Origin of the sequence: Sphingobium tyrosinilyticum, assembly GCF_042654265.1 — a bacterium.
Lineage (GTDB): Bacteria > Pseudomonadota > Alphaproteobacteria > Sphingomonadales > Sphingomonadaceae > Sphingobium > Sphingobium tyrosinilyticum.
Genome location: NZ_JBHSFZ010000064.1, coordinates 563,876 through 587,309, shown reverse-complemented (window position 1 = coordinate 587,309; position 23,434 = coordinate 563,876). Strand labels below are relative to the sequence as shown.

Genomic DNA, 23,434 nt, shown 5'->3' with positions numbered 1-23,434 from the left:
ATCCGCTAAGGGATCAGACCGAAGCGACTTCCGCTACATCGACCTTCACGCCGGGGCCCATCGAGGACGACAGGGCGATCTTGCGGACGTACTTGCCCTTCGAACCCGACGGCTTCGCCTTGACGATCGCGTCAACGAAAGCGTCGAAATTCTTGCGCAGATCTTCGGCCGAGAAGCTCGCCTTGCCCAGACCGGCGTGGATGATGCCAGCCTTTTCGACGCGGAATTCGATCTGACCGCCCTTGGCAGCCTTGACCGCTTCGGCGACGTTCGGCGTCACGGTGCCCAGCTTCGGATTCGGCATCAGGCCCTTGGGACCCAGAACCTTACCCAGGCGACCGACCAGACCCATCATGTCGGGGGTGGCGATCACGCGTTGGAAGTCGATGTTGCCGGCCTGGATGCTGTCGAGCAGATCCTCAGCGCCCACGATGTCGGCGCCAGCGGCGGTCGCGGCTTCAGCCTTGTCGCCGCGGGCGAACACGGCGACGCGGACGTCCTTGCCGGTGCCGGCGGGCAGGGTGACGACGCCACGGACCATCTGGTCGGCGTGACGCGGATCGACGCCCAGGTTGATCGCGATTTCGACGCTTTCGTCGAACTTGGCGGTCGCGTGGGTCTTGATCAGGCCCAGCGCTTCGTCAACGCCGTGCAGCTTTTCCCGGTCAACGGCGGTGGCCAGGGCCTTCGCCTTCTTGCTCAGCTTTGCCATGGTCTTAGCCCTCCACCACTTCGAGGCCCATCGCGCGAGCGGAGCCTTCGATGATCTTCGTCGCTGCGTCGATGTCGTTCGCGTTCAGGTCAACCATCTTGGCCTGCGCGATTTCGGCGAGCTGGGCGCGGGTGATCTTGCCGGCGACAACCTTGCCCGGTTCCTTGGAACCCGACTTCAGGTTGACGGCCTTCTTGATCAGGTAAGTGGCGGGCGGCTGCTTCGTGACGAAGCTGAACGAACGGTCCGCATAGACGGTGATGATGGTCGGCAGCGGGGTGCCCTTGTCCATCTTTTCCGTCGAGGCGTTGAACGCCTTGCAGAATTCCATGATGTTCACACCGCGCTGACCCAGCGCCGGACCGATCGGCGGCGAGGGGTTGGCGGCTCCAGCGGGCACCTGGAGCTTGATATAGCCCGTAATCTTCTTGGCCATTTTCACTCTCTTTCAAGTTAAGCGGTCAAGCAGCGACCCGAAGGACGCCTCCCGCACTAGCTTCCCTTGTCGTTCATGCCAGCAGATGCTGGCATCTCAAGCCGCAAGGGAACGGCTTAAGGCACGAAATCCCTGCTTTCGCTGGGATGACGTAATCTCTTTCATCGTCATGCCGGACTTGATGTGGCATTCCGCTGCCCCTGGAAGGAAAGCGGGACCCCGGATCAAGTCCGGGGTGACGAGCGTAATTTTTTACTTCGACAGTTCGACCTGTTCGAAGTCCAGTTCGACCGGCGTGGCGCGGCCGAAGATCGACACGGACACCTTGACGCGGTTCTTTTCGAAATCCAGTTCCTCGACGGTGCCGTTGAAGCTGGCGAAGGGGCCGTCCAGAACCTTGACGCTGTCGCCGATTTCGTAATCGACATTGACCTTGTGCTTGGGCGCAGCCTCGGCTTCCTTGCGGGCGCCGAAATAGCGGGCGGCTTCCGTCTCGCTGATCGCCTGCGGCTTGCCGCTCGATCCGAGGAAGCCGGTCACCTTCGGCGTGTTCTTCACAAGGTGATAGATGTCGTCGTTCATCGCCAGCTTGGCGAGGACATAGCCCGGCATGAACTTGCGTTCGACCTGAACCTTCTTGCCGCGCTTCACCTCGGTCACGGTCTCGGTGGGAACTTCCACCTGCTCGACCAACTGGGAGAGGCCCATGCGCTCGGCTTCGGACAGGATCGATTCCTTGACCTTGTTTTCGAAGCCCGAATAGGCGTGGATGATGTACCAGCGCGCCATGTTACCGTTTCAAACTCCCAATCAAGCCTGTCCGGCAGCGAAGCTCAGCAGCCACTGAACGACCGCGCCGAAAAAGGTGTCGATGCCGAAGAAGAAGAGGCCGAGCAGCGTGGTCATGATACCGACCATCACCGCAGTCATGACCGTTTCGCGGCCGGTGGGCCACACGATCTTCGACGCTTCGGTCTTCACCTGATTGACGAATTCGCCCGGAGAAACCTTCGCCATCGCTGCCTCAAAACCTTCGAACAAAACACCAAAGCGCGAAGCAACAGTCCGCCCTCCGGACCCCGCCATGTCGGCGTCCCGGGGTGCGGCCGCTGGCTTCGCGACCCATCTTCGCTCGGGCAGCTACCCGCGAACCTTTGAAAAATCAAGGATCGACGACCAGATGCTTGGCAGGAGTGGAGGGACTCGAACCCCCGGCATTCGGTTTTGGAGACCGACGCTCTACCAGCTGAGCTACACTCCTGTGCCGGCGAAGGAGGGCGCTTTAGCGTGGCATGCGGGGTAGGGCAAGCAGGAAACTTTAGAGGAAAACGCCGCCCTTCATGATCCGCCGCGCACGGCCCTGGACCGGCACCCGATCAAAGGGCGTGTTACCCGCTTGCGCGGCCATCCTTGCAGAGTCGATGATCCACGGCGTATCGGGATCGATGAAGATGAGGTCGGCCGCGCTGCCCGCTGCGAAGCTTCCGGCATTGACGCCCAAGATCCGGGCGGGATTGGCGCTCAGCAGCGTCATCAGCCGGGTCATGGAGAGATGGCCTTCGCGCACCAGATTGAGCGACAGGGCAAGGAGCGTTTCCGCGCCAGCCATGCCCGGCGACGCATCAGCGAAGGGCAATCGCTTGTCCTCCGGCCCGCGCGGGTCGTGGCTGGACGTGATCACATCGACCGTGCCGTCCGCCACCGCTGCGATCGACGCCAGGCGGTCATCCTCCGACCGAAGCGGGGGCGACAGGCGCGCGAAGGTGCGGAAGTCCGTGACGGCATTGTCCGCCAGGTAGAGATAGGCCGGGCTGATCCCGCAGGTGACCTTCAGCCCCTCGGCCTTCGCCGCTCGGATGAGGTCGAAGCCAGCCTTTGTGGTGACGAGCCGGAAGTGAATAGCCGCGCCTGTTTCGCGGGCCAGCATGATGTCGCGCCCGATCGCGATGGCTTCGGCGCAAGCAGGCGCGTGGGGCAGGCCGAGGCGCGTCGCCGTCTCGCCGCTGGTCGCCACGGCCTTGCTCGTCAGCCCACTGTCCTCGGCATGGGTGATGACCGTCAGCCCAAGGCCGGAGGCATAGGCGAGGACGCGCATCATGACGCCGGAGTCTGCGATCCACTGCCGTCCGGTTCCGACCGCCTTTGCGCCGGCCGCCTGCATCATGCCGATTTCCGCCAGTTCAGCGCCCTTAAGGCCGCGGGTGGCAGCGGCGATGGGATGAACCCAGAAGTCCGGCTTCCCCGCGCGCGTCGCCTGGCGGATCAGGCCAGCGTCGTCCAACGGAGAGGATTGGTCCGGCATCAGCGCGGCGCGGGTTATGCCGCCAAAGTGGAAGGCTGGCTTGTCGGTGGCGAAGACCCCGAGGTCGATCAGGCCTGGTGCGACGACCAGACCTGCCGCATCCACTTGTTCCGCATCCTGCGGAACGGCGATGTCGCCTGCAGCGGCGATCCGGTCGCCCTCGATCAGAATGACGCCGTTCGCCAAGCCCGGTGCGGCGGGATCGGCAAGCTTTCCGTTCACGATGGCGAGCTTGTTCATTGCCAGCCCTCCACACCGCGTGCACTTCGCGTCAGCACATCCAGGCAGGCCATGCGGATGGCGACCCCCATTTCCACCTGTTCGGTGATCGCTGAGCGATCGGGATGGTCCGCCACCACGCTCGCGATTTCGACGCCGCGGTTCATTGGTCCGGGGTGCATCACCAACGCGTCGGGCTTCGCCAGCGCCAGCCGTTCGGGGGTAAGGCCATAGAGCATATGATATTCGCGCGGCGACGGGATGAACGCGCCGTCCATGCGCTCATTTTGAAGGCGCAGCATCATGACGACGTCAGCGCCGTCCAGCCCCTCGTCCATTCGGTGGAAGGGGGTTGCGCCCAACATCTCGACTTCCGGCGGCATAAGGGTCGGCGGCGCGACCGCCCGCACCTGAGCCCCCAGAGCGGCGAGGCAGAGCATGTTCGAGCGCGCCACCCGGCTATGCAGCACATCGCCGCAGATTGCGACGATCAGCCCTTCGAAGCTGCCCTTGCGGCGGCGGATCGTCAGCGCATCGAGCAGCGCCTGGGTGGGGTGCTGATGCCAGCCATCCCCGGCGTTGAGGACCGGGCAGTCCACCTTGTCAGCGATCAGCGCGACAGCTCCCGAACTGGCATGGCGGATGACGATCACATCGGCGGCCATCGCGTTGAGCGTCATCGCCGTGTCTATCAGCGTTTCGCCCTTTTTTACGCTGGACTGGCCGGCGTGCATGTTGACGACGTCCGCGCCCAGCCGTTTGCCCGCAATCTCGAAGGACAGCAGCGTGCGCGTGCTGTTTTCGAAAAAGGCGTTGATCTGCGTCATGCCTTTCAGGCGGTCGTCATGCTTGCGCGCATTACCGCGATTGGTCCTTGCCCAATGCTCCGCCTCATCAAGCAGGAAGCGAATTTCCCAAGGCTTCAGATCGGCGATGGAGAGGAGATGCCGATGCGGAAACAGCGCCCGGCCAGAAAGGTCGGGCGAGGCGGAAGGAGCAATGATCTCGGGCATGAACGGACCCTTTAGGCGAGCGCATGGGAGAGGGCAAGGCGCGAAGCTTGGAAGTTCCGCGCTGCTCCCTATCTCTTCGACATGCGCATTTACACGATAGGATATGAAGGGGCGACCCAGGCCGAGCTCATCGCGGCGCTGCAGGAAGCTGGCGTGACCCTGCTGGCCGACATCAGAGCGGTTCCGCTGTCACGCCGTCCCGGCTTTTCGAAGAACATCCTGGCGGCCGGACTCAAAGAGGCGGGCATCGATTATGTGGGCTTGAAGGCGCTGGGGACGCCCGCCGAGGGCCGGGAGGCTGCGCGAAAGGGCAATCATGCGAAGTTGCGCGAAATTTATTCAGCTCAGCTTGATCTGCCCGAAGCCATTGTTCAGGGGGAGCAGTTGCGTGACTTAGCGCGGGAAAGACCGACGGCGCTGCTCTGCTTCGAGCGGGAGGCGGACGGGTGTCATCGCTCCCTGCTGCTCGAATATGTCTTTCCCGACGACGAGCGCGTTGACCTCAAGCCCTGAATCGGCGCGCCACCGCTCCGGCCGCCCAGCCCATGCCGACAGCCAGCAGGATGGCCGTGAGGCCATAGAAAAAAGGCCATTGCTCCGCAGCGACGGCCATGAACCTTTCGAATCCCGATTTGCGAATGGTGATGTCGCGGACAGCGGCGGCGACGACCCGACCATCCTGAACCAGGAAAGTTTCGGCCGTATAGTCGCCGACGATTACGCGCGCAGGAAGCGGCAAGCGGGCGCGGTACAGCACGCCTTGGGTGATCTCCACCGATCCCTGCCGCTCGGCGAAAAGGCCGGTTCGCTCCCGCAGGTCGATGAGGCCAGCCTGAAAGCGGTCGAGTTCGGCACTTTCGTTGAGCGAAGAGGGTGATAGTTGCAGCTTGTTGACGCCCAACTCGTAAATGGCGGCGGTGCGGTCATCCACCACATCGGTAATGGGCCGCGAGGACGCGACTGCGTAGAAGCTGGGGGCGGAGCGGAAGCGGACACTATCGGCGTTTACCCAGATGCCGGCCACTTTCTGCTTCTCGCGCATCATGATGGATTGATCGGGGCCTTTCAGCACGACCAATATGTCGGCCGGTTTCTTGGGCTGGCGGCCGTTCGGATAGACGATTGCGCCGAACAGCAGGAGGTCCGCGCCTGTGAAGCTATATTGGATTTCCACCTCGCGCTGAGAAACGTCGGGCACCAGCATGGGCTCTCCAGCCGCGCTTGTGAGCAACAGCGCAGGCAAGAGAAGCGCGAGGCGGGCGCGCACGCTCAGCGAACTTCCACCGTGTAGATTTCATCGGGGCGGAAGCCCAACCCCAGCGCCATGCGCGCGGCCACCAGGAGAACGATGGCGGAGAGCAGGATGCGCAGATATTCGGGGCGGACCGTCATGGAGATGCGCGTGCCGACTTGCGCGCCGGTGACGCTGCCGATCAGGAGGAGCATCGCGAGGACAAGATCGACGGCCTTGGTCGTCATGGCGTGCATCATGGTCGTGGCCATGGTGACGAACAGGATCTGGAACAATGAGGTCCCGACCACCGACTGCGTCGTCATGCCAAGCAGGTAAAGCATGGCAGGCACCAGGATGAAGCCGCCGCCGACGCCCAGCAAGGTGGTGAGGATGCCGGTCGCCATACCCAGCAGCAGCGGCGCAAGTGGCGAGATATAGAGGCCCGACCGGTAGAAGCGCCAGCGCATCGGGAGAGCCGCGACAAGCGGATGGTGCCGGCGCTTGCGCGCCGGGGGCCGCTTTCCGCTTTTCAATGCGATGAGGGTCTGGATCGATTCCTTCGCCATCAGGCTGCCGATGCCGCCCAGCATCAGGACATAGAGGATCCCGATAACGGTATCGATCTGCCCAGCCGATTGCAGCAGGCGGAAGAGCAAGACGCCGATGCCCGCGCCGATGACGCCCCCGCCGATCAGAACCCCGCCCATTCGGAAATCGACGGTTCCTCGGGCCATGTGCGTGATTACGCTGGACACGCTGGCGCCAGTTACCTGCGACGCTGCCGAGGCCGCGGCGACGGTGGGCGGGATGCCGTAGAAAATCAACAGCGGCGTCGTCAGAAACCCGCCGCCTACCCCAAACATGCCTGAAAGCAGGCCGACCACGCCACCCAGGGCGATGATCACCAACGCGTTCACCGACAGATTGGCGATGGGCAGGTAGAGATCCATGGAGTCACAGGGTTAAGCCCATTGCGCGGCGAGATAAAGGCAGGGGAGGGTACTCCTTTTAAAAATCGGCACCGAGCGTCACGGCCAGGCCGGACGGGGGGCTTGCCTGGCCGGCAATCCGTTCCCGCCACTCGATGCTGAGACGGGCGGAGACCTGTGGAAGCGGCAGGCGGAGCTGCACTTAGAGCAGCGAGAATTTGCCGTCGGCGAACAGGTCGCGGCGGTGAAAGCCGACCATCCCGGCCTGTGCATAGGCTTCGGCCTCCAATCCAAGGAACACAGGGGTTGGGCCGAAACCGCCGACCGCCAGGACGGCGTTGGCGTCGCGGGCGCCCTTGCCAAGAGCTATGCGGCGTTCGGCGGCTATGCTGACGGGAATGGCCCGCGAGGGTTGCCAGGCGAGACCCAGCGCGCCTTCGGGGGAGGCTGGGCGGTTGAGGGCTGCGGTGACGCGGCCATAGGCGGCGGCTCGGCCAGATGACGCAGGAGTCAGATCATAATCCAATCTAAGTCCGGCCTGTGACCCGCCGAGCTTGCCCGCGGTGATGATGTTCGCGCGGCTGGCGCTGCCGTCGCGCCAGAGCAGCCAAGCGCTGCCACGCCAACGATCCAGCCGCGACTGACCGTGAGGCGCAAGCGGAACTGCCGGTGTGGGGGAGGGGTCCGGGCTGGCCTGGGGCTGAGCAGGGGTGGCGGCTGATATATGATCGTCTTGGCCGATCGCGAGCATTTCAGCCGGGGTGGTACGCGCTGACCTGAACGGCGCTTCGACGGATTTGCGGATTGGGCGTGCGACAGTGCGGGTAGGCACGGGCGTTCCGAGCGGTCGCGCGCCGGATACAGATAGGGGGGGGGAGCCACAATTGCTGCTTTCGGCCTTTGCATTGGCGCAGCCGTGTGACGCACAGAGCTTGGCTGCATCGGGGGCGTCAGGCCCTGGGTGGAGACGGGCCAAAACATGCCGCTTGCGCTGCCCAAGCGTATAATTGTCCAACCGCCCATAAGGACGACGAAGAAGCGGACGGGACGTCCGCTGACGGTTCGGCTCATGCGGACCTACTAAAGCTGAGGAAAGCGATGCTGCGTCTTGTCCCAGACCAGCGGTTTGCCGAACAGGGAATCAAGATAGAGGAATATGGCGCGACGGGCGGCCATCATGGCGATCAAGTTTGCAATGATCGATCGCGGGATCGCGCCCAGTCCGTATCGCCAGCCATAGCTACGGCCGACGAAGATGGCTCGCATCGCGAGGCGCCAGACCATGAAGAGGAAGTTGAGCCAAAGCAGGGGCTCGATCAGTGCCGAACCTCGAGGCGCAGGAACAATGCCGAACCAGCGTGCGACGGTAAGCACGCCCCAAAGCAACAGAGCGAGATAGGCGGCGAGCAGCACGAAGGCGGCGATGGCCGCCCGGCGGTCGCGAATGCGCATCCACCTTTCCGTCGCGCCACCCTGCCAGCCCATGCGGGCCCATCCGGCCAGCGAGATACCCACCATCCAGCGAGCCTTTTGCTTCACCGCGGCATCGAGATTGTCGGGAAAATATTCGCGCGTCGCGACCAGTTCGCCCGATCCGTCGCGCATGCGTACAAAGACGCCGCGGCCGCCCATATTCTTAATCCGCAGGCCGACCTCATAGTCCTCGGTCAGGGAGTCAGGATCGAAAGGCCCGCCATTTTTCGGGTCTATGAGTTTGTCGAGCGTGGCGCGTTCAAAGGCGCAGGCCACTCCCGCGGAGGGCACTGACGCGCCCATGGCCTCGCGAATGGTCAGATACTTCCCATGACTCTCGGCAAATTCGTCGCAATAATGATTGGCGATCGCCCTGCTCCACCAGCCCCCGTGGCCAGGCAGGGGGAGAACCGGGAGCTGAACCAGTTGGAAGCGGTCGATCATCAGGTCGAACAGCCGGATCTCATCGGCGTGAACGACATCTTCCGCGTCATGGAGAACGATTGCCTTGAAAGGCACGCCGGTGCGGCTTTCTTCCTTCATCATCGTACGCCATTGCAGGTTCAGGCAATCGGCCTTGGTGGTAGGGCCTGGCCGTTCGTTGATGCAGATGATCAGCCGCTCTTCGCCTTCGGCGATCGGGATCACGGCGTCCAGCGTGGCGCGGTCATTGGGATAAACGCCAACGAAGATGCGATAGTCGCCTTGGCGCCATTGGCTGAGTGCGTTGCGGAGCATTGGGCCAATCACGTCCGCTTCACCCCAGGCGGGAACGAAGATGGCGATACGTCCCGGATTTTCGGATTGTGGCAAGCTGGCCGTGGTCATGCGCGGATGGCGCGAATAGATGATGATGTTTCGCCACCAGCGGCGGGCCAGAAACATGATATCGACAAGGAAATCATCGGTCCCGCCGATTGCGAGACCGACCACCGCGAAAAGCAATATCTCATGATAAATGACCGCCAATATCGCGGTCAGCGATTGCGCCATAATCCTTGAACCCCCTGTTCGGCGCGCCCATTGGCACCGGACGGACGAAATTCCAAGCCTCGGGGAAAAATTTCTGTACGGAACCGCGGGGTTAGCTGCTCTGGCGAGGATCATTGACGGCAGGGTATTTCCGGCAGGGTGCTCCGGCGCTGCGTTGGACTGAATCGCTTATCCAAAAGGGGGATGCTATTGTCGCTTTTGCCGGAACGACGACTCGCTAAGGGTCGCGGCACCCCAACCAGTCTCTTAGAGCGATAAGGTAGGAGGGCGTGAATGACCGGGGAGATGGATGTCAATTACCTCCTGCACAGGCAGCAGGTGTCCTTGATACGCGCTCAAATGAGCCGTTCGAGGAGAGGGCGCGCAGCCTACGAGGATCTTGCGCGCGGCTATACCGATCAGATTGATGCGTATCGGCAGGAAAATGTGCGGATGGTGAATCTCGCGCATTGATGGCGCGCGCTTTTCACCGCCGCCGGATCAGTCTGTCGATTAGCTGACGATGGGTTTCGTCGCTGCCGCATTCCCTTTCCAGCACGGCCTTGACGCGCTCCAGATCGGCTTCGGTCAGATGTTCGATGCCGATGAACTCATTGCGCGCGTCCATGCCGGCGCGGATCAGTTCGTCCAGTTTCGCCTGGATGGCTGATCCGTCGCGGTTCTGGGCGTTCTGGATCAGGAAGACCATCAAGAAAGTGACGATGGTCGTTCCGGTGTTGATGATGAGTTGCCAGGTATCGGAAAAACCGAAGAGCGGCCCTGTCACGACCCACCCGATGATGACCGTCACGGCGAGAATGAAGGCCAGCGGCTGTCCCGACCAACTGGCGATGCGATGTGCGAAGGCTCCGAAAATCCTGTCCATTCTCTTCTCCCGGTGGCGGCCCATTTACCTTGCGTTCAGCCTCTGATTGCCATGGAGCGAGGATGATCACCATATCCTCTCGCGCCTTCGCGCTCGCCCTTCCTGCCGCCGCGCTGCTGTTGTCTTCCTGCGCCACCGTCTCGCCCGAATCGAAGGTGAGGGCCGGGCTGATCGAGGCGGGGCTTTCGCCGCGTATGGCGGGATGCATGGCCGAGCGGATGGTGGACCGGCTGAGCCTGGGTCAACTGCGGCGGCTGCAGTCGCTGGCGTCGCTCCGCAAGTCGCACATGGGTGAGATGACGGTCGATCGTTTCCTCTACAAGGTGCGGGCTCTGGAGGATACGGAGATATTCATGGTGACGAGCAAGGCTGCGATCCTTTGCGCGATCGACTGAATGAAGTAGCGAATTGAACGCGATTTCGAGAAACCATTTTGCAATTTTGCAAAGTGGTTTTGCGAAATGATGCTGGCATCGCCAACCCGGCTGTGCTTTAGGCCCGTCATCAGCTTTTCAGGCGAAAGGACGGCCCGGGCCCATGAACATTCACGAATATCAGGCGAAGGAACTGCTGGCGAAATATGGCGCGCCGATCGCCGCCGGTTATGCCGCTTTCTCGGTGGATGAAGCCGTCGAAGCCGCCAATAAGCTGCCCGGACCGCTTTATGTCGTGAAGTCGCAGATCCACGCTGGTGGCCGCGGCAAGGGCAAGTTCAAGGAACTGGCCCCCGAAGCGAAGGGCGGCGTTCGCCTCGCCTTCAACCTGGATGAAGTGAAAGCCCACGCCACCGACATGCTGGGCAACACGCTGGTCACGATCCAGACCGGCGACGCCGGCAAGCAGGTCAACCGCCTCTACATCACCGATGGCGCGGACATCGCGAAGGAATTCTACCTCGCCCTGCTGGTCGATCGTGGCAGCAGCCGCATCGCTTTCGTCGTTTCGACCGAGGGTGGCATGGATATTGAAGAGGTTGCCCATTCGACCCCCGAAAAGATCCACACCTTCACCGTCGATCCGGCAGCCGGTTTCCAGCCGCACCACGGCCGCTCGGTCGCTGCCGCTCTGGGCCTGACCGGTGAGCAGGCGAAGCAGGCGGCCAAGGTCGCTTCCTCGCTCTACGCTGCTTTCCTCGACACCGACGCCGAGCAGATCGAAGTCAATCCGCTGGCGCTGACCGAGCAGGGTAACCTGCTGGTGCTGGACGCCAAGGTGGGCTTCGACGGCAACGCCATGTTCCGTCACAAGGACATCGCGGAACTGCGCGACCTGACCGAGGAAGATCCGGCGGAAGTCGAAGCCAGCGAATATGACCTCGCCTACATCAAGCTCGACGGTAACATCGGCTGCATGGTGAACGGCGCGGGCCTAGCCATGGCGACCATGGACATCATCAAGCTGAACGGCGAATTCCCCGCCAACTTCCTGGACGTCGGTGGTGGCGCTTCCAAGGAGAAGGTGACCGCGGCCTTCAAGATCATCCTGAAGGACCCGGCGGTGAAGGGCATCCTGGTCAACATCTTCGGTGGCATTATGAAGTGCGACATCATTGCCGATGGCATCGTCGCCGCCGCCAAGGAAGTGAACCTGTCGGTTCCGCTGGTCGTGCGCCTGGAAGGCACGAACGTCCAGCAGGGCAAGGACATTCTGGCCAAGTCGGGCCTGGCGATCGTCCCGGCGGACGATCTGGGCGATGCGGCGAAGAAGATCGTGGCGGAAGTGAGGAAGGCGGCCTGAGGCACTTTCCAGCCATTTAAACAGACACCATGGGGCGCAGGCGGGCTTTAAGGGCCGCCTGCGTCCTTGTCCGCATATGCGGGCGATGGCGTGAAACGAAAGGATGTTGCGATGAAGATCCTTGTCCCCGTGAAGCGGGTCATTGACTATAATGTGAAGCCGCGGGTGAAGGCTGACGGCACGGGCGTGGACCTGGCCAATGTCAAGATGAGCATGAACCCGTTCGACGAAATCGCTGTCGAGGAAGCCATCCGCCTGAAGGAAAAGGGCGTGGCGACCGAGGTCGTCGCCGTGTCTATCGGCGTCGCCAAGGCGCAGGAAACGCTGCGCACGGCGCTGGCCATGGGCGCGGACCGCGCGATCCTGATCCAGACCGACGATGAAGTCGAACCGCTGGGCGTCGCCAAGCTGCTCGCCAAGGTGCAGGAAGAAGAAGGCGCTGGCCTGATCATCCTGGGCAAGCAGGCGATCGATGACGACAGCAACCAGACCGGCCAGATGCTCGCCGCTCTGCTGAACCTGCCGCAGGGCACCTTCGCCAGCAAGGTCGAAGTGTCGGGTGACAAGGTCGATGTAACCCGCGAAGTCGATGGCGGCCTAGAGACAGTGAAGCTGAACATCCCGGCGATCGTCACCACCGACCTGCGCCTCAATGAACCGCGCTATGCCTCGCTGCCCAACATCATGAAGGCGAAGAGCAAGCCGCTCGCGACCAGGGCGCCTGCCGATTATGGCGTCGATATTTCGCCGCGTCTGGAAACGCTGAAGGTTACTGAGCCCGCCAAGCGTTCGGCTGGCGTCAAGGTCGCCGATGTCGATGAACTGGTCGCGAAGCTCAAGGCTCTGGGAGTTGCAGCATGACGAAAGCGCTTGTCTGGGTTGAACATGAGGGCGGCGCCGTGAAGGACGCGACCCTTTCCGCCGTCACCGCCGCTGCAAAGCTGGGTGAAGTGCATCTGCTGGTCGCTGGTGCTGGCGTTGGCGGCGTGGGCGAGGCGGCCGCGAAGATTGCGGGCGTCGGCAAGGTCCATGTCGCCGATGACGCGGCCTTTGGTCATGCGCTCGCTGAAAATGTCGCGCCGCTGATCGTTGAGTTGATGGGCAGCCATGACGCGTTCGTCGTGCCCGCCACCAGCAACGGCAAGAATATCGCGCCGCGCGTCGCGGCTCTGCTGGACGTGATGCAGATCAGCGACATTCTGTCGGTTGAGAGCGACGACACCTTCACCCGCCCGATCTATGCCGGCAACGCGATCGCGACCGTTAAGTCGAAGGACGCGAAGAAGGTGATCACCGTTCGCGGCACCGCCTTCGAGAAGGCGGCGCGCGAGGGTGGTTCGGGTGCGGTGGAAGCCGTGTCTTCCACCGGCGACAAGGGGCTGTCGAGCTTCGTCGGCGCCGAGATCGCCAAGCAAGAGCGTCCGGAACTGACCAGCGCCAAGGTGATCGTGTCGGGTGGCCGTGCGCTGAAGGACGGAGAGACGTTCGAGCAGGTGATCTTCCCGCTGGCCGACAAGCTGGGTGCGGCGGTTGGCGCTTCGCGCGCTGCGGTGGACGCTGGCTATGTGCCGAACGACTATCAGGTTGGCCAGACCGGCAAGATCGTGGCGCCGGAAGTCTATATCGCGGTCGGCATTTCCGGCGCGATCCAGCATCTGGCGGGCATGAAGGACTCAAAGACCATCGTCGCCATCAACAAGGATGAGGATGCGCCGATCTTCCAGGTGGCGGACATCGGCCTAGTGGGCGACCTGTTCAAGGTGGTGCCGGAGCTGACGGAGAAGCTGTAAGGGATTTTGCCTTCAGCTCCGTTCGGGCTGGCTGAATGCGCCACTTGCCTCATTCAGATGTCCATGCCCGCGTGCGCGCTTTGATAGGCTCAGGGCGAACGGTGGTGAGGGGCTTCCCTTGAAAAGGGGGCGCGGCTGATGGCCGCGCCCTTTTTTGTTATTCGCGGCGGACGTCGTTGCGATTGAGGGCCCGGTCGGCGAGTGCGCCTCCTGCGTAGGGGATGGTGCCTCAGCGTTTTGGGGCCGCCGGGCGATGATGTTGCCCAGATGTAGCCTGCGATTGCGCCGACTATGGTTCGGCGGTGCTGTCGTGGCCTTGCAATGGTAGCGGTTGTTGGTGTTGGCGAGGACGCGGCCGGAATAGGCGGGACGGGGCCGGATGGGCGGTCGTAGCTATAGCGGTCGCTTTAGGTGTCGCAGGCGGTTGGTGGGATCGCCAGCAGTGTCGCGGCAAGGCGGGGTGCGCATTAGATATTCTTCTAAAACTGCGTCACTGACAGGGTAACAACCCCTGGTTGGGATGAGTTGCGCGGGCGGAACGGATCGCGAGGGAGAGCCCTGGCGCGGGAAATAGTCCACCCGCCGCGGCGCCGCGAAAGGGGGAGGACGCGGGCCGGGCGGGCGGTGGCCAGCGGCCAGAGGGAGAAGCCGCCGGAACTACAATATCGTGACGTTGAGCGCCGAAATCAGCTGGCGATGGGCGAGCTGGACGGCGTGTGGCGCGGCGGGGTTGGGGTCACCGCGGGAGACATGTCGCTGCCGCTCAGGCTGCTGCTGCTGCTGCCTGTCCGGTTGGACAGGTCGCTGCGGGCTTGCTGATAGCGGGAGACGAGGTCTTCCTTGAACTCGGTCAGCTTGCCTTCGTCATACAGCTTCTTGCCGACGTAACCGGCGATCGCGCCGAAAATCAGGGTACGGATCATTGTGCCTTGCTCCTTACGGGATGTGTCCTGGCAGGGTTTGCACAGGATAACAGGTGGAGCGGCGTTGGGTTCCGGGCGCTTTTGGGTAATCGACAGGGCGAGCGCAGCAGGCGGCGTGAGGGCACGGGCCCCCTTATTCAGACCGTCTCCGCATCCTTGGCGGCGGCGGCTGCGGCTTCGCGCCGGGCGCGGTTGGCGTCGGCCAAATCCTGACGATGGGCCATGGTGAGGAAAGCGGCTTCCGAACGCAGGCAGCGATTGCGCACATTGTCTAGCGAGGAGGCGTCGGCTTCGCTGCGGGCCTGAGCGGCGAGCGCGCGATAGTCGGGATGGGTCATGGGCTTTCTCCCTTCCTGCAAGGCGACGATGGGAGGACCGGACGCCGCCCATCAAAGCGGCGTCCGGCCATTCCGATTATTGGGCGTGCTGGAGGTTCACCGCCGCCATCTTGCCGCGCTTGTCCTGCTCCAGATCATAGGAGACACGGTCCTTTTCACGCAGCGTGGCGAGGCCAGCGCGTTCCACGGCCGAGATGTGGACGAAAGCGTCCGGGCTGCCGTCATCGGGAGCGATGAAGCCATAGCCCTTGTCGGCGTTGAAGAATTTGACGGTTCCGACGATGCTCATTGGGTATTCCTTCTTTCGTGCGGCGCGCCCCGTGTGGACGGGCCTTGCGCTAGAGGGGCAGGGAAAGAAGGAAGTTTGGTGCCGCAAAGCGCCGAAAGACCGTCGATTTGCGACTGTAGCAGCGCCCATATGGGCCCCGGGGCGCGGAATAGCAAGGGCTACCCCATCCGCTGGCCGTGATCGGCCAGCCTTCAGCCCGATCCATCCAGCGCCGCAAAGCCGAAAAAGACGTCGCGGGCGCGGGCCGCGGCATCCTCATAGGGGCGGCGCTGCAGGGCCTGCCGCGCGGCGAGCGCGTCTTCCTCCTGCGGCGTCAGGTCGCGCTCATAGCCGTCGATGTCGTATATGTCGTCGCTTTCATCGCCGTCGAAATCCGGCGGCGCGGGATAGTCGGTGCGCCAGGCTTCCCTTTCCTCGTCCCACCATATGCCGCGCAGGCGGGCGGCGGCCTGAGCAGGCGGAAGGGTCGCGCGATCGACCGGCGGCAGGCGAAGTTCACACCGGTCATCGAGGGGGTAGGGCTGAGCCTTGTCGCGCCCGCTCAGCGCCATCCGCGCGGCGACGAAAAGCGCGGCGGACGCGCCCGGCGACAGTGCGGTGGCGGTCTGTTCAAGGCCAAGCGGCGCATCCGATGAGGCGGCGTCGAGCAGCCCGGCCTCTTCCCCGTCGAGCGCCAGGGGTTCGCCGCCGGGGGACGCCAAGCCGAGGCGATCCGCCTCCGCCGCCGCCAGTTCCATCGCCTGATCCGGCATCCGCTGCTCCGGGCAGATGAGGTCGAGATAGGCGGCGAAATCCTGCGCCACGACGCGGGCGAGCGCGGCGTCGGACCCCTCGGGCGGGCTGTCGGCCATGCGGTCGAGGCGCGAGAGCATCGACATGGCGAGGCGGTTGTCGTGGCGGTGGCGGGTGATTTCGCCTGCGTCCATGTCCTTGCGGATCACTTCCTCATGGCCGGTGAGGGCGCGGGCGAGCAGATCATCGGCGAGGCGCGCGCGCGCGATGAGGATGGCCGCGTCCCAGCCGAGGCGAAAGGCCGCGCCGTCGCGGCGGATGCGTAAGGCGTAAGCCGAGCGCGTGGTGATGGCGGCGGCGTCGCAGGCCGTGCGGATGATGCCGGTGGCGGCGAGGGTTTCAAGGAAGGTCCGCTGCCGCGCGGGGCTCCAGCCGTCGGCGCGGATTTGCTGCGCGGGCGTGGGGAGAGGAGGGAATTGGCAGGTCATGGCAAGGCCCTTTTCGTTAGGTGGCTTTGCCGGGAGGATATGTCAGGAGAGGGGTTGTAGGACAGAACAAAATGGGAACATGCGGCGGGGGCGGTTTACAAATCATGATGGTTGGTGTGCCTGGCATCGCCTTTCCGGCGAATACCAGGCAGTGCGAGATTAAGCCGCTATTATTTCGTTTACGACGCTTATCATGCCTTCAGGCCGATAGCCGGTGTCAACCATTCTGGACAAAATCATGTTGCGGAGCACTTCATAGGATATCCCATTCGGGAGCTTGGAAGCATATGCTCGCAATATATCACGTCCGGGCAAGCGTGCGCGCCAGCTTCCATCTGCGAAGGCTTGTTCGATCTGCTCTCTGGTGGATCGTTCGAACCCTCGGACGGCTTCATCAGACAGGGTGCCATCCCGCAGTTTTGACAGGCGATCCAAAGAGCGATCTGCTGCCAACAAAATTTCTCGGGTGAAATCACCTGCGGCCGGATCCGACTTTAAATCAATAGATCGGATCAAATGCTGGCTAACAAACTCATTCACACTGTGCCTGACGGCAAACGGCACAGTTTCTCTCGCGGCAGACCGCAAATCTTCAATTACCTTCTCAGGAGTAAGGGTGTTAGTGGCAGAGAGAGAATTAACCACATGGCAAATAGATTCTTCATGAAGAAGGTAATTTTCTATGTGATACACGTTCCAAGTGTATCGTTTTATCGCCCGAGAGGATTCATCTGCTTCTTCAAAATCTTTGTCAACAATAGCAAAGAATGAGGTCTTCAAGTCTCCTCTTTCATAGGCGCGATTCAGTACCTCGTGAAGTGCTTTGACCTTAGATTTGTTGCTGCCAGAGATCAGGTTTATTTTCTTACCGATTTCCGGAAACAGCCTTAATGTCATCGATTGATCAAAATCTGTGTCACCTCCGCCCTCAAAAATGATAGCTTTCCGTCCTGGCTCGTATGTTGCCAAGTCGCCAACGAGATCGGTCAGAGCGATGTCGACATCTTTTGTCGCGCTAAGAGGCTTTAGCTGATTATACCCGACGACAGGAGTGATGTGGCCCGCTGAATTCTGAAGAGAGACAGGTTGCATATGAAAAACGTCAAAGCCGGGCTTCCCCACGGCTTCGCGGAGCAAGGCGTCAGAATGAGAAACGAGCCAAATCTGATTATTCAGCGCCTGACCAAGGTGCTTGCGGTAGAATTCAGGTAGGTTCCTGATTAGTCTAGGATTTAAGTGTAATTCGGGTTCGTCCAGAAGAATGATGGAGTACTTCGGAGCTGAATTTCGTATTCTCAAGTAACCATACAAAATCTCTTTCTCGCCCGCGCTCAAATCATCGAGATCATGCGTCGTTCCGGCGCCGGTAATAACAGGAAAGCTCAAGTTTCCGTCGGACGTTGGCGTAGGCCCCTTAAATTCCTTATCAGGGAAAAATGTCTGGAACAGCTCCTTCATCGTCTGCGTCATTCCAACATGGCTGGCTTCTCCACCAGCCTGTTGTGCGAACATTTCTTTGACGTAGCTTGCCGCAAGCTCGCTTTTGACGTTATTGTATTTGTTTGAATAATTGTAAAGCGCGTGTTGACGTTGATGCTGCGATGATCCAAACTGATGTTGACGGCTTGAACCAATTCCCGACCATAATGACGTTGCGCGCCGTGATAGTCGACTACGCCAATTTCCTGCGGTCGATATGTAGTGAAGACAACAGACAATATCTGAGATGGGTGCAGCATGATGCTGCCACCTACTGGGACCGACACTCGGCCAATAATCTGAGGTTGGGCCAACTCGGCAAGCAGAGCAGGGAGTTCTGCCTCAACGCGAGCGCGTACTTCTGGCTCTTTCTCCCGAAACTGGCTCGCAAATAGCGCGAGGCGATAAGCGCCAAATTGGAAAGCCTCGGGCAATATTGTCCGCCAAATTGCGTCAGTTAACAGTTCAGCCGCGTTTCGCGTAACGAAATTCTTTTCAGAATCTTCTAAACTAAACTGACATTCAATCAATATTGGTCTAGTGGGATCATTAAACATCCCCTTCAGGCTTTCACCTGTAGCGTTCGGCGCAATTGAGAACTCGCCTAACCAGTTCTGCCATTCGTTTTGTTGGTATCCGCCATATACGGACTTCAATAGTCGAATGGCATCAAAAATACATGATTTCCCGGACCCATTTTGCCCCGCTATTATAATGGTATCGCCGAGATCTTGAGCAGCAACACGTCGAATTCCACGAAAATTTTCTATTGTTATGCTGTCGATCTTCATAGTTCCCCCTTCAGACCAAATCGATTGCTACTCCGCCGCCACAGCCTCCAACCCCAACAACGGCGCGAGATAGCGCCCGGTAAAGCTCCGGGCGTTCTTCGCGACCTTTTCGGGCGTGCCTTCGGCGACGACTTCGCCGCCTTTGACGCCGCCTTCCGGTCCCATGTCGATGATCCAGTCGGCGGTCTTGATGACGTCCAGATTATGCTCGATCACAACCACGCTGTTGCCCTGTTCGACTAGGGCGTGGAGGACTTCGAGCAGTTTGCGGACGTCTTCGAAGTGGAGGCCGGTGGTGGGCTCGTCCAATATGTAGAGGGTCTGGCCGGTGGCGCGGCGGGAGAGTTCCTTGGCGAGCTTGACGCGCTGGGCTTCGCCGCCGGACAGGGTGGTGGCCTGCTGGCCGACCTTGATATAGCCGAGGCCGACTTCGGCGAGCATCGCCATCTTGTCGCGGATGGGGGGGACGGCCTTGAAGAATTCCACCGCGTCCTCGACCGTCATGTCGAGAACGTCGGCGATGCTGTGGCCCTTGAACTTCACCTCCAGCGTTTCGCGATTGTAGCGCGCGCCGTGGCAGACGTCGCAGGTGACATAGACGTCGGGGAGGAAGTGCATCTCGATCTTGAGCACGCCGTCGCCCTGGCAGGCTTCGCAGCGGCCGCCCTTGACGTTGAAGCTGAAGCGGCCGGGCTTGTAGCCGCGCGCCTGCGCTTCGGGGAGGCCCGCGAACCAGTCGCGGATGTTGGTGAAGGCTCCCGTATAGGTCGCCGGGTTGGAGCGCGGGGTGCGGCCGATGGGCGACTGGTCGATGTCGATCACCTTGTCGCAATGTTCAAGGCCGGTGACCTTGTCATGCGGGCCTGCGACGATGCGCGCGCCGTTGAGGGCGCGGGCTGACGCGGCGTAGAGGGTGTCGATGGTGAAGCTGGACTTGCCCGATCCTGACACGCCGGTGATGCAGGTGAAGGTGCCGAGCGGGATGCTGGCCGTGACGCCTTGCAGATTGTTGGCGCGGGCGTTGTGGACGGTGAGCTTCTTGCCATTGCCCTTGCGGCGCTTGGTCGGGACTTCGATGCGGCGGGTGCCGTTCAGATAGTCCGCGGTCAGGCTGTCGCGGTGGGCGAGCAGTTCGTTGAGGCTGCCTTGGGCGACGATGGTGCCGCCATGGACGCCGGCGCCCGGTCCCATGTCGACGATATAGTCGGCGGTGCGGATCGCGTCCTCGTCATGCTCCACGACGATGACGGTGTTGCCGAGGTCGCGCAGGCGCTTGAGGGTAATGAGCAGGCGGTCATTGTCGCGCTGGTGCAGGCCGATGCTGGGCTCGTCGAGGACGTAGAGGACGCCCGACAGGCCGCTGCCGATCTGGGAAGCGAGGCGGATGCGCTGGGACTCGCCGCCCGACAGCGTGCCGCTGGTGCGGTCGAGGTTGAGATAGTCGAGGCCGACATTGTTGAGGAAGCCGAGGCGCTCGACGATTTCCTTGAGGATGGCCTTGGCGATCTGGTTCTGCTGGTCGTTGAGCTGCGCGGGGAGGGTGGAGAAGAAGCCGAGCGCATCGACCACCGAGCGGCGGGTGGACATGGAGATGTCCTCGCCCGCGATCTTGACGGCGCGGGCTTCGGGCTTGAGGCGGGCGCCGTGGCATGTCTCGCAGGGCATGGCGGTTTGGTACTTGCTGAGTTCCTCGCGCATCCAGGCGGATTCGGTCTGGAGCAGGCGGCGGTTGAGGTTGCCGATGACGCCTTCGAAGGGCTTTTTGACCTCGTAGGACTTCTTGCCGTCGACGAAGCGCAGGGTGACGGGCTTACCGGCGGTGCCGTGGAGGATGATGACCTTCACCTCCGGCGGCAAGTCGATCCAAGGCTTGTCGAGGGTGAAGCCGAACTCCTTCGCGAGCGAGCCGAGGACCTGCATATAATAGGGGCTGGGCGGGTTGGACTTGGCCCAGGGGACGATGGCGCCCTTTTTGAGGGTGAGATGCTCGTTGGGGACGACCAGTTCGGGGTCGAACTCCTGCCGCTCGCCGAGGCCATCGCAGGCGGGGCAGGCGCCTTGCGGGGCGTTGAAGGAGAAGAGGCGCGGTTCGATCTCGGGGATGGTGAAGCCCGAGACGGGGCAGGCGAATTTTTCGCTGAAGACGATGCGGTTGGCGGGGATGCCTGCGTTCTTCATTTTGCCGGTGGATTCGGCTTCATCCTCGCGGCCGGGAACGACGCCATCGGCGAGGTCGATATAGGCGAGGCCGTCGGCGAGCTTCAGCGCCTGTTCGAAGCTGTCCGCCAGGCGGGTGGACATGTCCGCGTCCACGGCGAGGCGGTCGACGACGACTTCGATGTCATGCTTATATTTCTTGTCGAGGGCGGGGGCGTCCTCGATCAGATACATTTCGCCGTCGATGCGGACGCGGGTGTAGCCCGCCTTCTGCCACTCGGCCAATTCTTTGCGATACTCGCCCTTGCGGCCGCGGACGACGGGGGCGAGCAGGTAGAAGCGGGTGCCTTCGGGAAGCTGGAGGACGCGATCGACCATCTGGCTGACGGTCTGGGCGCTGATCGGCTCTCCGGTCGCGGGGGAGTAGGGGATGCCGACGCGCGCCCAGAGCAGGCGCATATAGTCGTAGATCTCGGTGACGGTCGCGACGGTCGAGCGCGGGTTGCGGCTGGTCGTCTTCTGCTCGATCGAGATGGCGGGGGAGAGGCCGTCGATATGCTCGACGTCCGGCTTCTGCATCATCTCCAGGAACTGTCGGGCGTAGGCGGAGAGAGACTCCACATAGCGGCGCTGCCCCTCGGCATAGATTGTGTCGAAGGCGAGGGAGGACTTGCCCGAGCCGGAAAGGCCGGTGATGACGATCAGGCTGTCGCGCGGGAGGTCGACATCGACGCCCTTGAGGTTGTGCTCGCGCGCGCCGCGCACGGAAATCGTAGTGAGACTCATGGGCCGTGTTGTTCCAGATTTGTTCTTTGGGGGCAAGTTTATCGCGCGGATATGGGTTAGCGGACCGTGGCTCGCAAGCGGGCATGCTTTCCGGCGCGCGCATGCGGCGGGTGGTCGAATGGTAAAGTGGCCTTAACCTGTTTGGGCCTATGAAGGGTGACGGACTTGCCGCATCGGCGGCGTCCTGATCAGCGAGCTTTAAGAGAGATCCTGGGTAGCCCGACAGCATCCCGGATACGCCCCCGGCCATCCCTTGCGCCGGGGGCGTTTTTTTGGGCGCTGGACTCTATTTTACGCTACGAAAATAAGGCTTTTTGCCTCGACAGCAGGGCTGCATCTCTTTATTGGCGCGCCTTGCTGATGGGGAGGACTGACGGGTCCCAGCCTGCCCATTTCAATCGCGGCCAGATCCCCGGAGAGCGACGGCCGCAGCATTTTGAAATAGGGGGACCCAAATCATGTCGATTGTTGCAAAGATGGTTGCGGTAAGCGCCTGCGCTCTGATGAGCACGGCGGCGATGGCGAGCAGTATTCCGTTCGAATCCAACGGCCGCACCGTCGAAGTGGGCTATCAGGACCTGGATCTGGCGAAAAAGGCGGACCAGCGCGAATTGACGCTGCGCATCCGCCGTGCGGCCGTGAAGGTGTGCCCGGGGCGGTCGGTGCAGGAATCGCGGTCCTGCCAGTTGGCGGCGCTGGATCATGTTCGGGAGCCTATGGCTGCCGCGATTGCGAGCGCTCAGGGGCGGGATGCCGGACAGTTTGCGGAAGTGAGCAAGGACAAGGTGCCTGGCTCGGCGGATTGAAACGGTCCTGCCGTGATAAGTGAAGGAAGGTCCGGTTGATTGCCGGGCCTTTTTTCTTGGGGTGCGCGCGGGCTTCGACAGGCTCAGCCCGAACGGGGGTGGGGGTGGATTGGGGGAGGGACTATCGGGCGGAATGGATGGAAGCGTCTAACCTCCGTTCCGTTCGAGCGTAGTCGGGCAAGCGCATGTGTGTGCTGCCTGTTTCTCGACTTCGCTCGAAACGAACGGGGTGGGGGAAGGCTTCCATGGCGCCCGCGCGGAACCGCCGATTGGCGCTGGCCGTTGATCGGGCGAGGCGCGCATGATGCTTGCGCCGAGGAGAGAGCGATGAGCGACAAGACCGATATCCGGCCCAACAGCCGTGAAGAGGCGCATGACGAGCGCCCCACCGACGCGCAGGACCATGCCGTGACCAATGAGGAAAAGTTGGATGAGGGGCTGATGGACAGCATGGATGCGTCCGATCCGCCGGCGGCGACCGCTCCGGGCGATCATGGCGATCCGGTGCCTTCTTCGGGCTTCCATGAAGAAGATGAAGATGAGGAGAAGGCGGAGCGATAGACGGCGCTGATATTGGTGATATGATCAGCTTCACAGGCGGACCGGATCGGCGGATGGCCGGGCGGTTCGCCTTACCGGCGAGAGGAGCCCTGTTGATGCCGACTTCCACGACCCCCGCGATCGAACGCATTGCCCGCGTGCTGGCCGGACGCCAGCTGAGCCTGAACGGCGAGGGCAGCGATCCGCATGCGTCGGGCGCGGTGGACGCGAGCTGGCAGAAGCATGTGGATGACGCCTATGCCATATTGCACACGTTGCGGGAGCCCGATGAGCAGATGGCGCAGGCGGGCGATGTGGCGGTGTGGCGCAAGATGATCGGGGCGGTCCTCGAACGGCGGCCCTGACGCCGTTGGCGGTCTCGCTTGCGCGTGGCATAAGCGC

General features: G+C 62.1%; 27 protein-coding genes and 1 tRNA gene. 9 read left to right on the top strand and 19 right to left on the bottom strand.

Annotated elements, in window-relative coordinates:
* Positions 1 to 13: 13 nt before the first annotated feature.
* From rplA to ACFO3E_RS20385, 7 genes are all read right to left on the bottom strand, one after another.
* On the bottom strand, positions 14 to 712 hold the full coding sequence (rplA, locus tag ACFO3E_RS20415) for a 50S ribosomal protein L1 (RefSeq protein ID WP_037464035.1): 699 nt from the start codon (positions 710 to 712) through the stop codon (positions 14 to 16).
* Positions 713 to 716: 4 nt separating this feature from the next.
* Positions 717 to 1,148, bottom strand: a complete 432-nt coding sequence (rplK, locus tag ACFO3E_RS20410) for a 50S ribosomal protein L11 (protein WP_037464038.1) — start codon at positions 1,146 to 1,148, stop codon at positions 717 to 719.
* A gap of 252 nt (positions 1,149 to 1,400) precedes the next feature.
* A complete protein-coding gene (nusG, locus tag ACFO3E_RS20405; RefSeq protein WP_062117774.1) occupies positions 1,401 to 1,937 on the bottom strand; it encodes a transcription termination/antitermination protein NusG in 537 nt (178 codons plus the stop codon).
* Positions 1,938 to 1,958: 21 nt separating this feature from the next.
* Entirely contained in the window at positions 1,959 to 2,165 is a 207-nt protein-coding gene (gene secE / locus ACFO3E_RS20400) for a preprotein translocase subunit SecE (protein WP_066529257.1), read from the bottom strand.
* Positions 2,166 to 2,333: 168 nt separating this feature from the next.
* Positions 2,334 to 2,409, bottom strand: a tRNA-Trp gene (locus ACFO3E_RS20395).
* A 57-nt stretch (positions 2,410 to 2,466) separates the two neighbouring features.
* Positions 2,467 to 3,690: a dihydroorotase gene (locus tag ACFO3E_RS20390; RefSeq protein WP_066527451.1), complete on the bottom strand. Its 1,224-nt coding sequence runs from the start codon at positions 3,688 to 3,690 to the stop codon at positions 2,467 to 2,469.
* A complete protein-coding gene (locus ACFO3E_RS20385; protein WP_066527456.1) occupies positions 3,687 to 4,682 on the bottom strand; it encodes an aspartate carbamoyltransferase catalytic subunit in 996 nt (331 codons plus the stop codon). The genes ACFO3E_RS20390 and ACFO3E_RS20385 overlap by 4 nt, the downstream gene beginning before the upstream one ends.
* Before the next feature lie 81 nt (positions 4,683 to 4,763).
* Here ACFO3E_RS20385 and ACFO3E_RS20380 point away from each other — a divergent pair, with 81 nt between their 5' ends.
* Positions 4,764 to 5,195, top strand: a complete 432-nt coding sequence (locus tag ACFO3E_RS20380) for a DUF488 domain-containing protein (RefSeq protein ID WP_066527458.1) — start codon at positions 4,764 to 4,766, stop codon at positions 5,193 to 5,195.
* On the opposite strand, the gene ACFO3E_RS20375 is transcribed toward ACFO3E_RS20380, so the two are convergent.
* From ACFO3E_RS20375 to ACFO3E_RS20360, 4 genes are all read right to left on the bottom strand, one after another.
* A complete protein-coding gene (locus ACFO3E_RS20375; protein ID WP_066527461.1) occupies positions 5,185 to 5,949 on the bottom strand; it encodes a TIGR02186 family protein in 765 nt (254 codons plus the stop codon). The two genes, ACFO3E_RS20380 and ACFO3E_RS20375, sit on opposite strands and share 11 nt — an antisense overlap.
* 2 nt (positions 5,950 to 5,951) lie before the next feature.
* The gene (locus ACFO3E_RS20370; protein ID WP_066527463.1) at positions 5,952 to 6,866 is read right to left on the bottom strand and encodes a sulfite exporter TauE/SafE family protein; all 915 of its coding nucleotides are present in this window, start codon (positions 6,864 to 6,866) and stop codon (positions 5,952 to 5,954) included.
* A gap of 181 nt (positions 6,867 to 7,047) precedes the next feature.
* Positions 7,048 to 7,677 (bottom strand): hypothetical protein, encoded by a 630-nt coding sequence (locus ACFO3E_RS20365; RefSeq protein ID WP_380807155.1) that lies wholly within the window; start codon positions 7,675 to 7,677, stop codon positions 7,048 to 7,050.
* A gap of 248 nt (positions 7,678 to 7,925) precedes the next feature.
* On the bottom strand, positions 7,926 to 9,311 hold the full coding sequence (locus tag ACFO3E_RS20360; protein ID WP_380807153.1) for a glycosyl transferase family protein: 1,386 nt from the start codon (positions 9,309 to 9,311) through the stop codon (positions 7,926 to 7,928).
* Between the two features lie 273 nt (positions 9,312 to 9,584).
* On the opposite strand from ACFO3E_RS20360, the gene ACFO3E_RS20355 reads away from it, so the two are divergent.
* The gene (locus tag ACFO3E_RS20355) at positions 9,585 to 9,764 is read left to right on the top strand and encodes a hypothetical protein (protein WP_066527467.1); all 180 of its coding nucleotides are present in this window, start codon (positions 9,585 to 9,587) and stop codon (positions 9,762 to 9,764) included.
* Between the two features lie 13 nt (positions 9,765 to 9,777).
* On the opposite strand, the gene ACFO3E_RS20350 is transcribed toward ACFO3E_RS20355, so the two are convergent.
* The gene (locus ACFO3E_RS20350) at positions 9,778 to 10,176 is read right to left on the bottom strand and encodes a low affinity iron permease family protein (RefSeq protein WP_066527472.1); all 399 of its coding nucleotides are present in this window, start codon (positions 10,174 to 10,176) and stop codon (positions 9,778 to 9,780) included.
* Between the two features lie 62 nt (positions 10,177 to 10,238).
* Between ACFO3E_RS20350 and ACFO3E_RS20345 the strand changes: the two genes are divergently transcribed.
* From ACFO3E_RS20345 to ACFO3E_RS20330, 4 genes are all read left to right on the top strand, one after another.
* Positions 10,239 to 10,571: a hypothetical protein gene (locus tag ACFO3E_RS20345; protein WP_066527475.1), complete on the top strand. Its 333-nt coding sequence runs from the start codon at positions 10,239 to 10,241 to the stop codon at positions 10,569 to 10,571.
* Positions 10,572 to 10,713: 142 nt separating this feature from the next.
* Entirely contained in the window at positions 10,714 to 11,913 is a 1,200-nt protein-coding gene (gene sucC, locus ACFO3E_RS20340) for an ADP-forming succinate--CoA ligase subunit beta (protein WP_066527477.1), read from the top strand.
* A gap of 111 nt (positions 11,914 to 12,024) precedes the next feature.
* Entirely contained in the window at positions 12,025 to 12,774 is a 750-nt protein-coding gene (locus ACFO3E_RS20335) for an electron transfer flavoprotein subunit beta/FixA family protein (RefSeq protein WP_066529263.1), read from the top strand.
* Positions 12,771 to 13,703, top strand: coding sequence for an electron transfer flavoprotein subunit alpha/FixB family protein (locus ACFO3E_RS20330; RefSeq protein ID WP_066527481.1), 933 nt, complete (start codon positions 12,771 to 12,773; stop codon positions 13,701 to 13,703). The genes ACFO3E_RS20335 and ACFO3E_RS20330 overlap by 4 nt, the downstream gene beginning before the upstream one ends.
* A gap of 686 nt (positions 13,704 to 14,389) precedes the next feature.
* Here ACFO3E_RS20330 and ACFO3E_RS20325 read toward each other — a convergent pair.
* The 7 genes from ACFO3E_RS20325 to uvrA form a co-directional block, all read right to left on the bottom strand.
* Positions 14,390 to 14,626, bottom strand: coding sequence for a hypothetical protein (locus tag ACFO3E_RS20325; RefSeq protein WP_066527485.1), 237 nt, complete (start codon positions 14,624 to 14,626; stop codon positions 14,390 to 14,392).
* 137 nt (positions 14,627 to 14,763) lie between these two features.
* Positions 14,764 to 14,964 carry a hypothetical protein gene (locus tag ACFO3E_RS20320; RefSeq protein WP_066527486.1) on the bottom strand — a complete coding sequence of 67 codons (201 nt, stop codon included), beginning with the start codon at positions 14,962 to 14,964 and terminating at the stop codon, positions 14,764 to 14,766.
* Positions 14,965 to 15,040: 76 nt separating this feature from the next.
* Complete coding sequence (locus tag ACFO3E_RS20315) at positions 15,041 to 15,253, bottom strand: cold-shock protein (protein WP_066527489.1); 213 nt, start codon at positions 15,251 to 15,253, stop codon at positions 15,041 to 15,043.
* Between the two features lie 191 nt (positions 15,254 to 15,444).
* Positions 15,445 to 16,473, bottom strand: coding sequence for a hypothetical protein (locus tag ACFO3E_RS20310; protein ID WP_066527491.1), 1,029 nt, complete (start codon positions 16,471 to 16,473; stop codon positions 15,445 to 15,447).
* A 159-nt stretch (positions 16,474 to 16,632) separates the two neighbouring features.
* Entirely contained in the window at positions 16,633 to 17,931 is a 1,299-nt protein-coding gene (locus ACFO3E_RS20305) for an AAA family ATPase (RefSeq protein ID WP_380807150.1), read from the bottom strand.
* An 8-nt stretch (positions 17,932 to 17,939) separates the two neighbouring features.
* Positions 17,940 to 18,743, bottom strand: a complete 804-nt coding sequence (locus ACFO3E_RS20300) for an AAA family ATPase (RefSeq protein ID WP_082919619.1) — start codon at positions 18,741 to 18,743, stop codon at positions 17,940 to 17,942.
* Between the two features lie 27 nt (positions 18,744 to 18,770).
* On the bottom strand, positions 18,771 to 21,686 hold the full coding sequence (gene uvrA, locus ACFO3E_RS20295) for an excinuclease ABC subunit UvrA (protein WP_066527502.1): 2,916 nt from the start codon (positions 21,684 to 21,686) through the stop codon (positions 18,771 to 18,773).
* Positions 21,687 to 22,144: 458 nt separating this feature from the next.
* Between uvrA and ACFO3E_RS20290 the strand changes: the two genes are divergently transcribed.
* The 3 genes from ACFO3E_RS20290 (at position 22,145) to ACFO3E_RS20280 (ending at position 23,397) form a co-directional block, all read left to right on the top strand.
* Complete coding sequence (locus ACFO3E_RS20290; RefSeq protein WP_066527503.1) at positions 22,145 to 22,492, top strand: UrcA family protein; 348 nt, start codon at positions 22,145 to 22,147, stop codon at positions 22,490 to 22,492.
* 327 nt (positions 22,493 to 22,819) lie between these two features.
* Positions 22,820 to 23,053, top strand: coding sequence for a hypothetical protein (locus ACFO3E_RS20285; RefSeq protein WP_066527509.1), 234 nt, complete (start codon positions 22,820 to 22,822; stop codon positions 23,051 to 23,053).
* A gap of 95 nt (positions 23,054 to 23,148) precedes the next feature.
* Complete coding sequence (locus ACFO3E_RS20280) at positions 23,149 to 23,397, top strand: hypothetical protein (protein WP_066529265.1); 249 nt, start codon at positions 23,149 to 23,151, stop codon at positions 23,395 to 23,397.
* Positions 23,398 to 23,434 lie beyond the last annotated feature (37 nt).

Bases quoted from the DNA above. Each gene is read 5' to 3' on its own strand.
- ACFO3E_RS20345 (WP_066527475.1), top strand. From the start codon at position 10,239: ATGATCACCATATCCTCTCGCGCCTTCGCGCTCGCCCTTCCTGCCGCC.
- rplK (WP_037464038.1), bottom strand. From the start codon at position 1,148: ATGGCCAAGAAGATTACGGGCTATATCAAGCTCCAGGTGCCCGCTGGA.
- ACFO3E_RS20320 (WP_066527486.1), bottom strand. From the start codon at position 14,964: ATGACCCATCCCGACTATCGCGCGCTCGCCGCTCAGGCCCGCAGCGAA.
- ACFO3E_RS20305 (WP_380807150.1), bottom strand. From the start codon at position 17,931: ATGAAGGAGCTGTTCCAGACATTTTTCCCTGATAAGGAATTTAAGGGG.
- ACFO3E_RS20290 (WP_066527503.1), top strand. From the start codon at position 22,145: ATGTCGATTGTTGCAAAGATGGTTGCGGTAAGCGCCTGCGCTCTGATG.
- ACFO3E_RS20310 (WP_066527491.1), bottom strand. From the start codon at position 16,473: ATGACCTGCCAATTCCCTCCTCTCCCCACGCCCGCGCAGCAAATCCGC.
- ACFO3E_RS20370 (WP_066527463.1), bottom strand. From the start codon at position 6,866: ATGGATCTCTACCTGCCCATCGCCAATCTGTCGGTGAACGCGTTGGTG.
- ACFO3E_RS20355 (WP_066527467.1), top strand. From the start codon at position 9,585: ATGACCGGGGAGATGGATGTCAATTACCTCCTGCACAGGCAGCAGGTG.
- ACFO3E_RS20300 (WP_082919619.1), bottom strand. From the start codon at position 18,743: ATGAAGATCGACAGCATAACAATAGAAAATTTTCGTGGAATTCGACGT.
- ACFO3E_RS20360 (WP_380807153.1), bottom strand. From the start codon at position 9,311: ATGGCGCAATCGCTGACCGCGATATTGGCGGTCATTTATCATGAGATA.
- ACFO3E_RS20390 (WP_066527451.1), bottom strand. From the start codon at position 3,690: ATGAACAAGCTCGCCATCGTGAACGGAAAGCTTGCCGATCCCGCCGCA.
- ACFO3E_RS20385 (WP_066527456.1), bottom strand. From the start codon at position 4,682: ATGCCCGAGATCATTGCTCCTTCCGCCTCGCCCGACCTTTCTGGCCGG.
- rplA (WP_037464035.1), bottom strand. From the start codon at position 712: ATGGCAAAGCTGAGCAAGAAGGCGAAGGCCCTGGCCACCGCCGTTGAC.
- ACFO3E_RS20325 (WP_066527485.1), bottom strand. From the start codon at position 14,626: ATGATCCGTACCCTGATTTTCGGCGCGATCGCCGGTTACGTCGGCAAG.
- ACFO3E_RS20330 (WP_066527481.1), top strand. From the start codon at position 12,771: ATGACGAAAGCGCTTGTCTGGGTTGAACATGAGGGCGGCGCCGTGAAG.
- ACFO3E_RS20335 (WP_066529263.1), top strand. From the start codon at position 12,025: ATGAAGATCCTTGTCCCCGTGAAGCGGGTCATTGACTATAATGTGAAG.
- ACFO3E_RS20380 (WP_066527458.1), top strand. From the start codon at position 4,764: ATGCGCATTTACACGATAGGATATGAAGGGGCGACCCAGGCCGAGCTC.
- nusG (WP_062117774.1), bottom strand. From the start codon at position 1,937: ATGGCGCGCTGGTACATCATCCACGCCTATTCGGGCTTCGAAAACAAG.
- ACFO3E_RS20315 (WP_066527489.1), bottom strand. From the start codon at position 15,253: ATGAGCATCGTCGGAACCGTCAAATTCTTCAACGCCGACAAGGGCTAT.
- ACFO3E_RS20280 (WP_066529265.1), top strand. From the start codon at position 23,149: ATGCCGACTTCCACGACCCCCGCGATCGAACGCATTGCCCGCGTGCTG.
- secE (WP_066529257.1), bottom strand. From the start codon at position 2,165: ATGGCGAAGGTTTCTCCGGGCGAATTCGTCAATCAGGTGAAGACCGAA.
- sucC (WP_066527477.1), top strand. From the start codon at position 10,714: ATGAACATTCACGAATATCAGGCGAAGGAACTGCTGGCGAAATATGGC.
- ACFO3E_RS20350 (WP_066527472.1), bottom strand. From the start codon at position 10,176: ATGGACAGGATTTTCGGAGCCTTCGCACATCGCATCGCCAGTTGGTCG.
- uvrA (WP_066527502.1), bottom strand. From the start codon at position 21,686: ATGAGTCTCACTACGATTTCCGTGCGCGGCGCGCGCGAGCACAACCTC.
- ACFO3E_RS20285 (WP_066527509.1), top strand. From the start codon at position 22,820: ATGAGCGACAAGACCGATATCCGGCCCAACAGCCGTGAAGAGGCGCAT.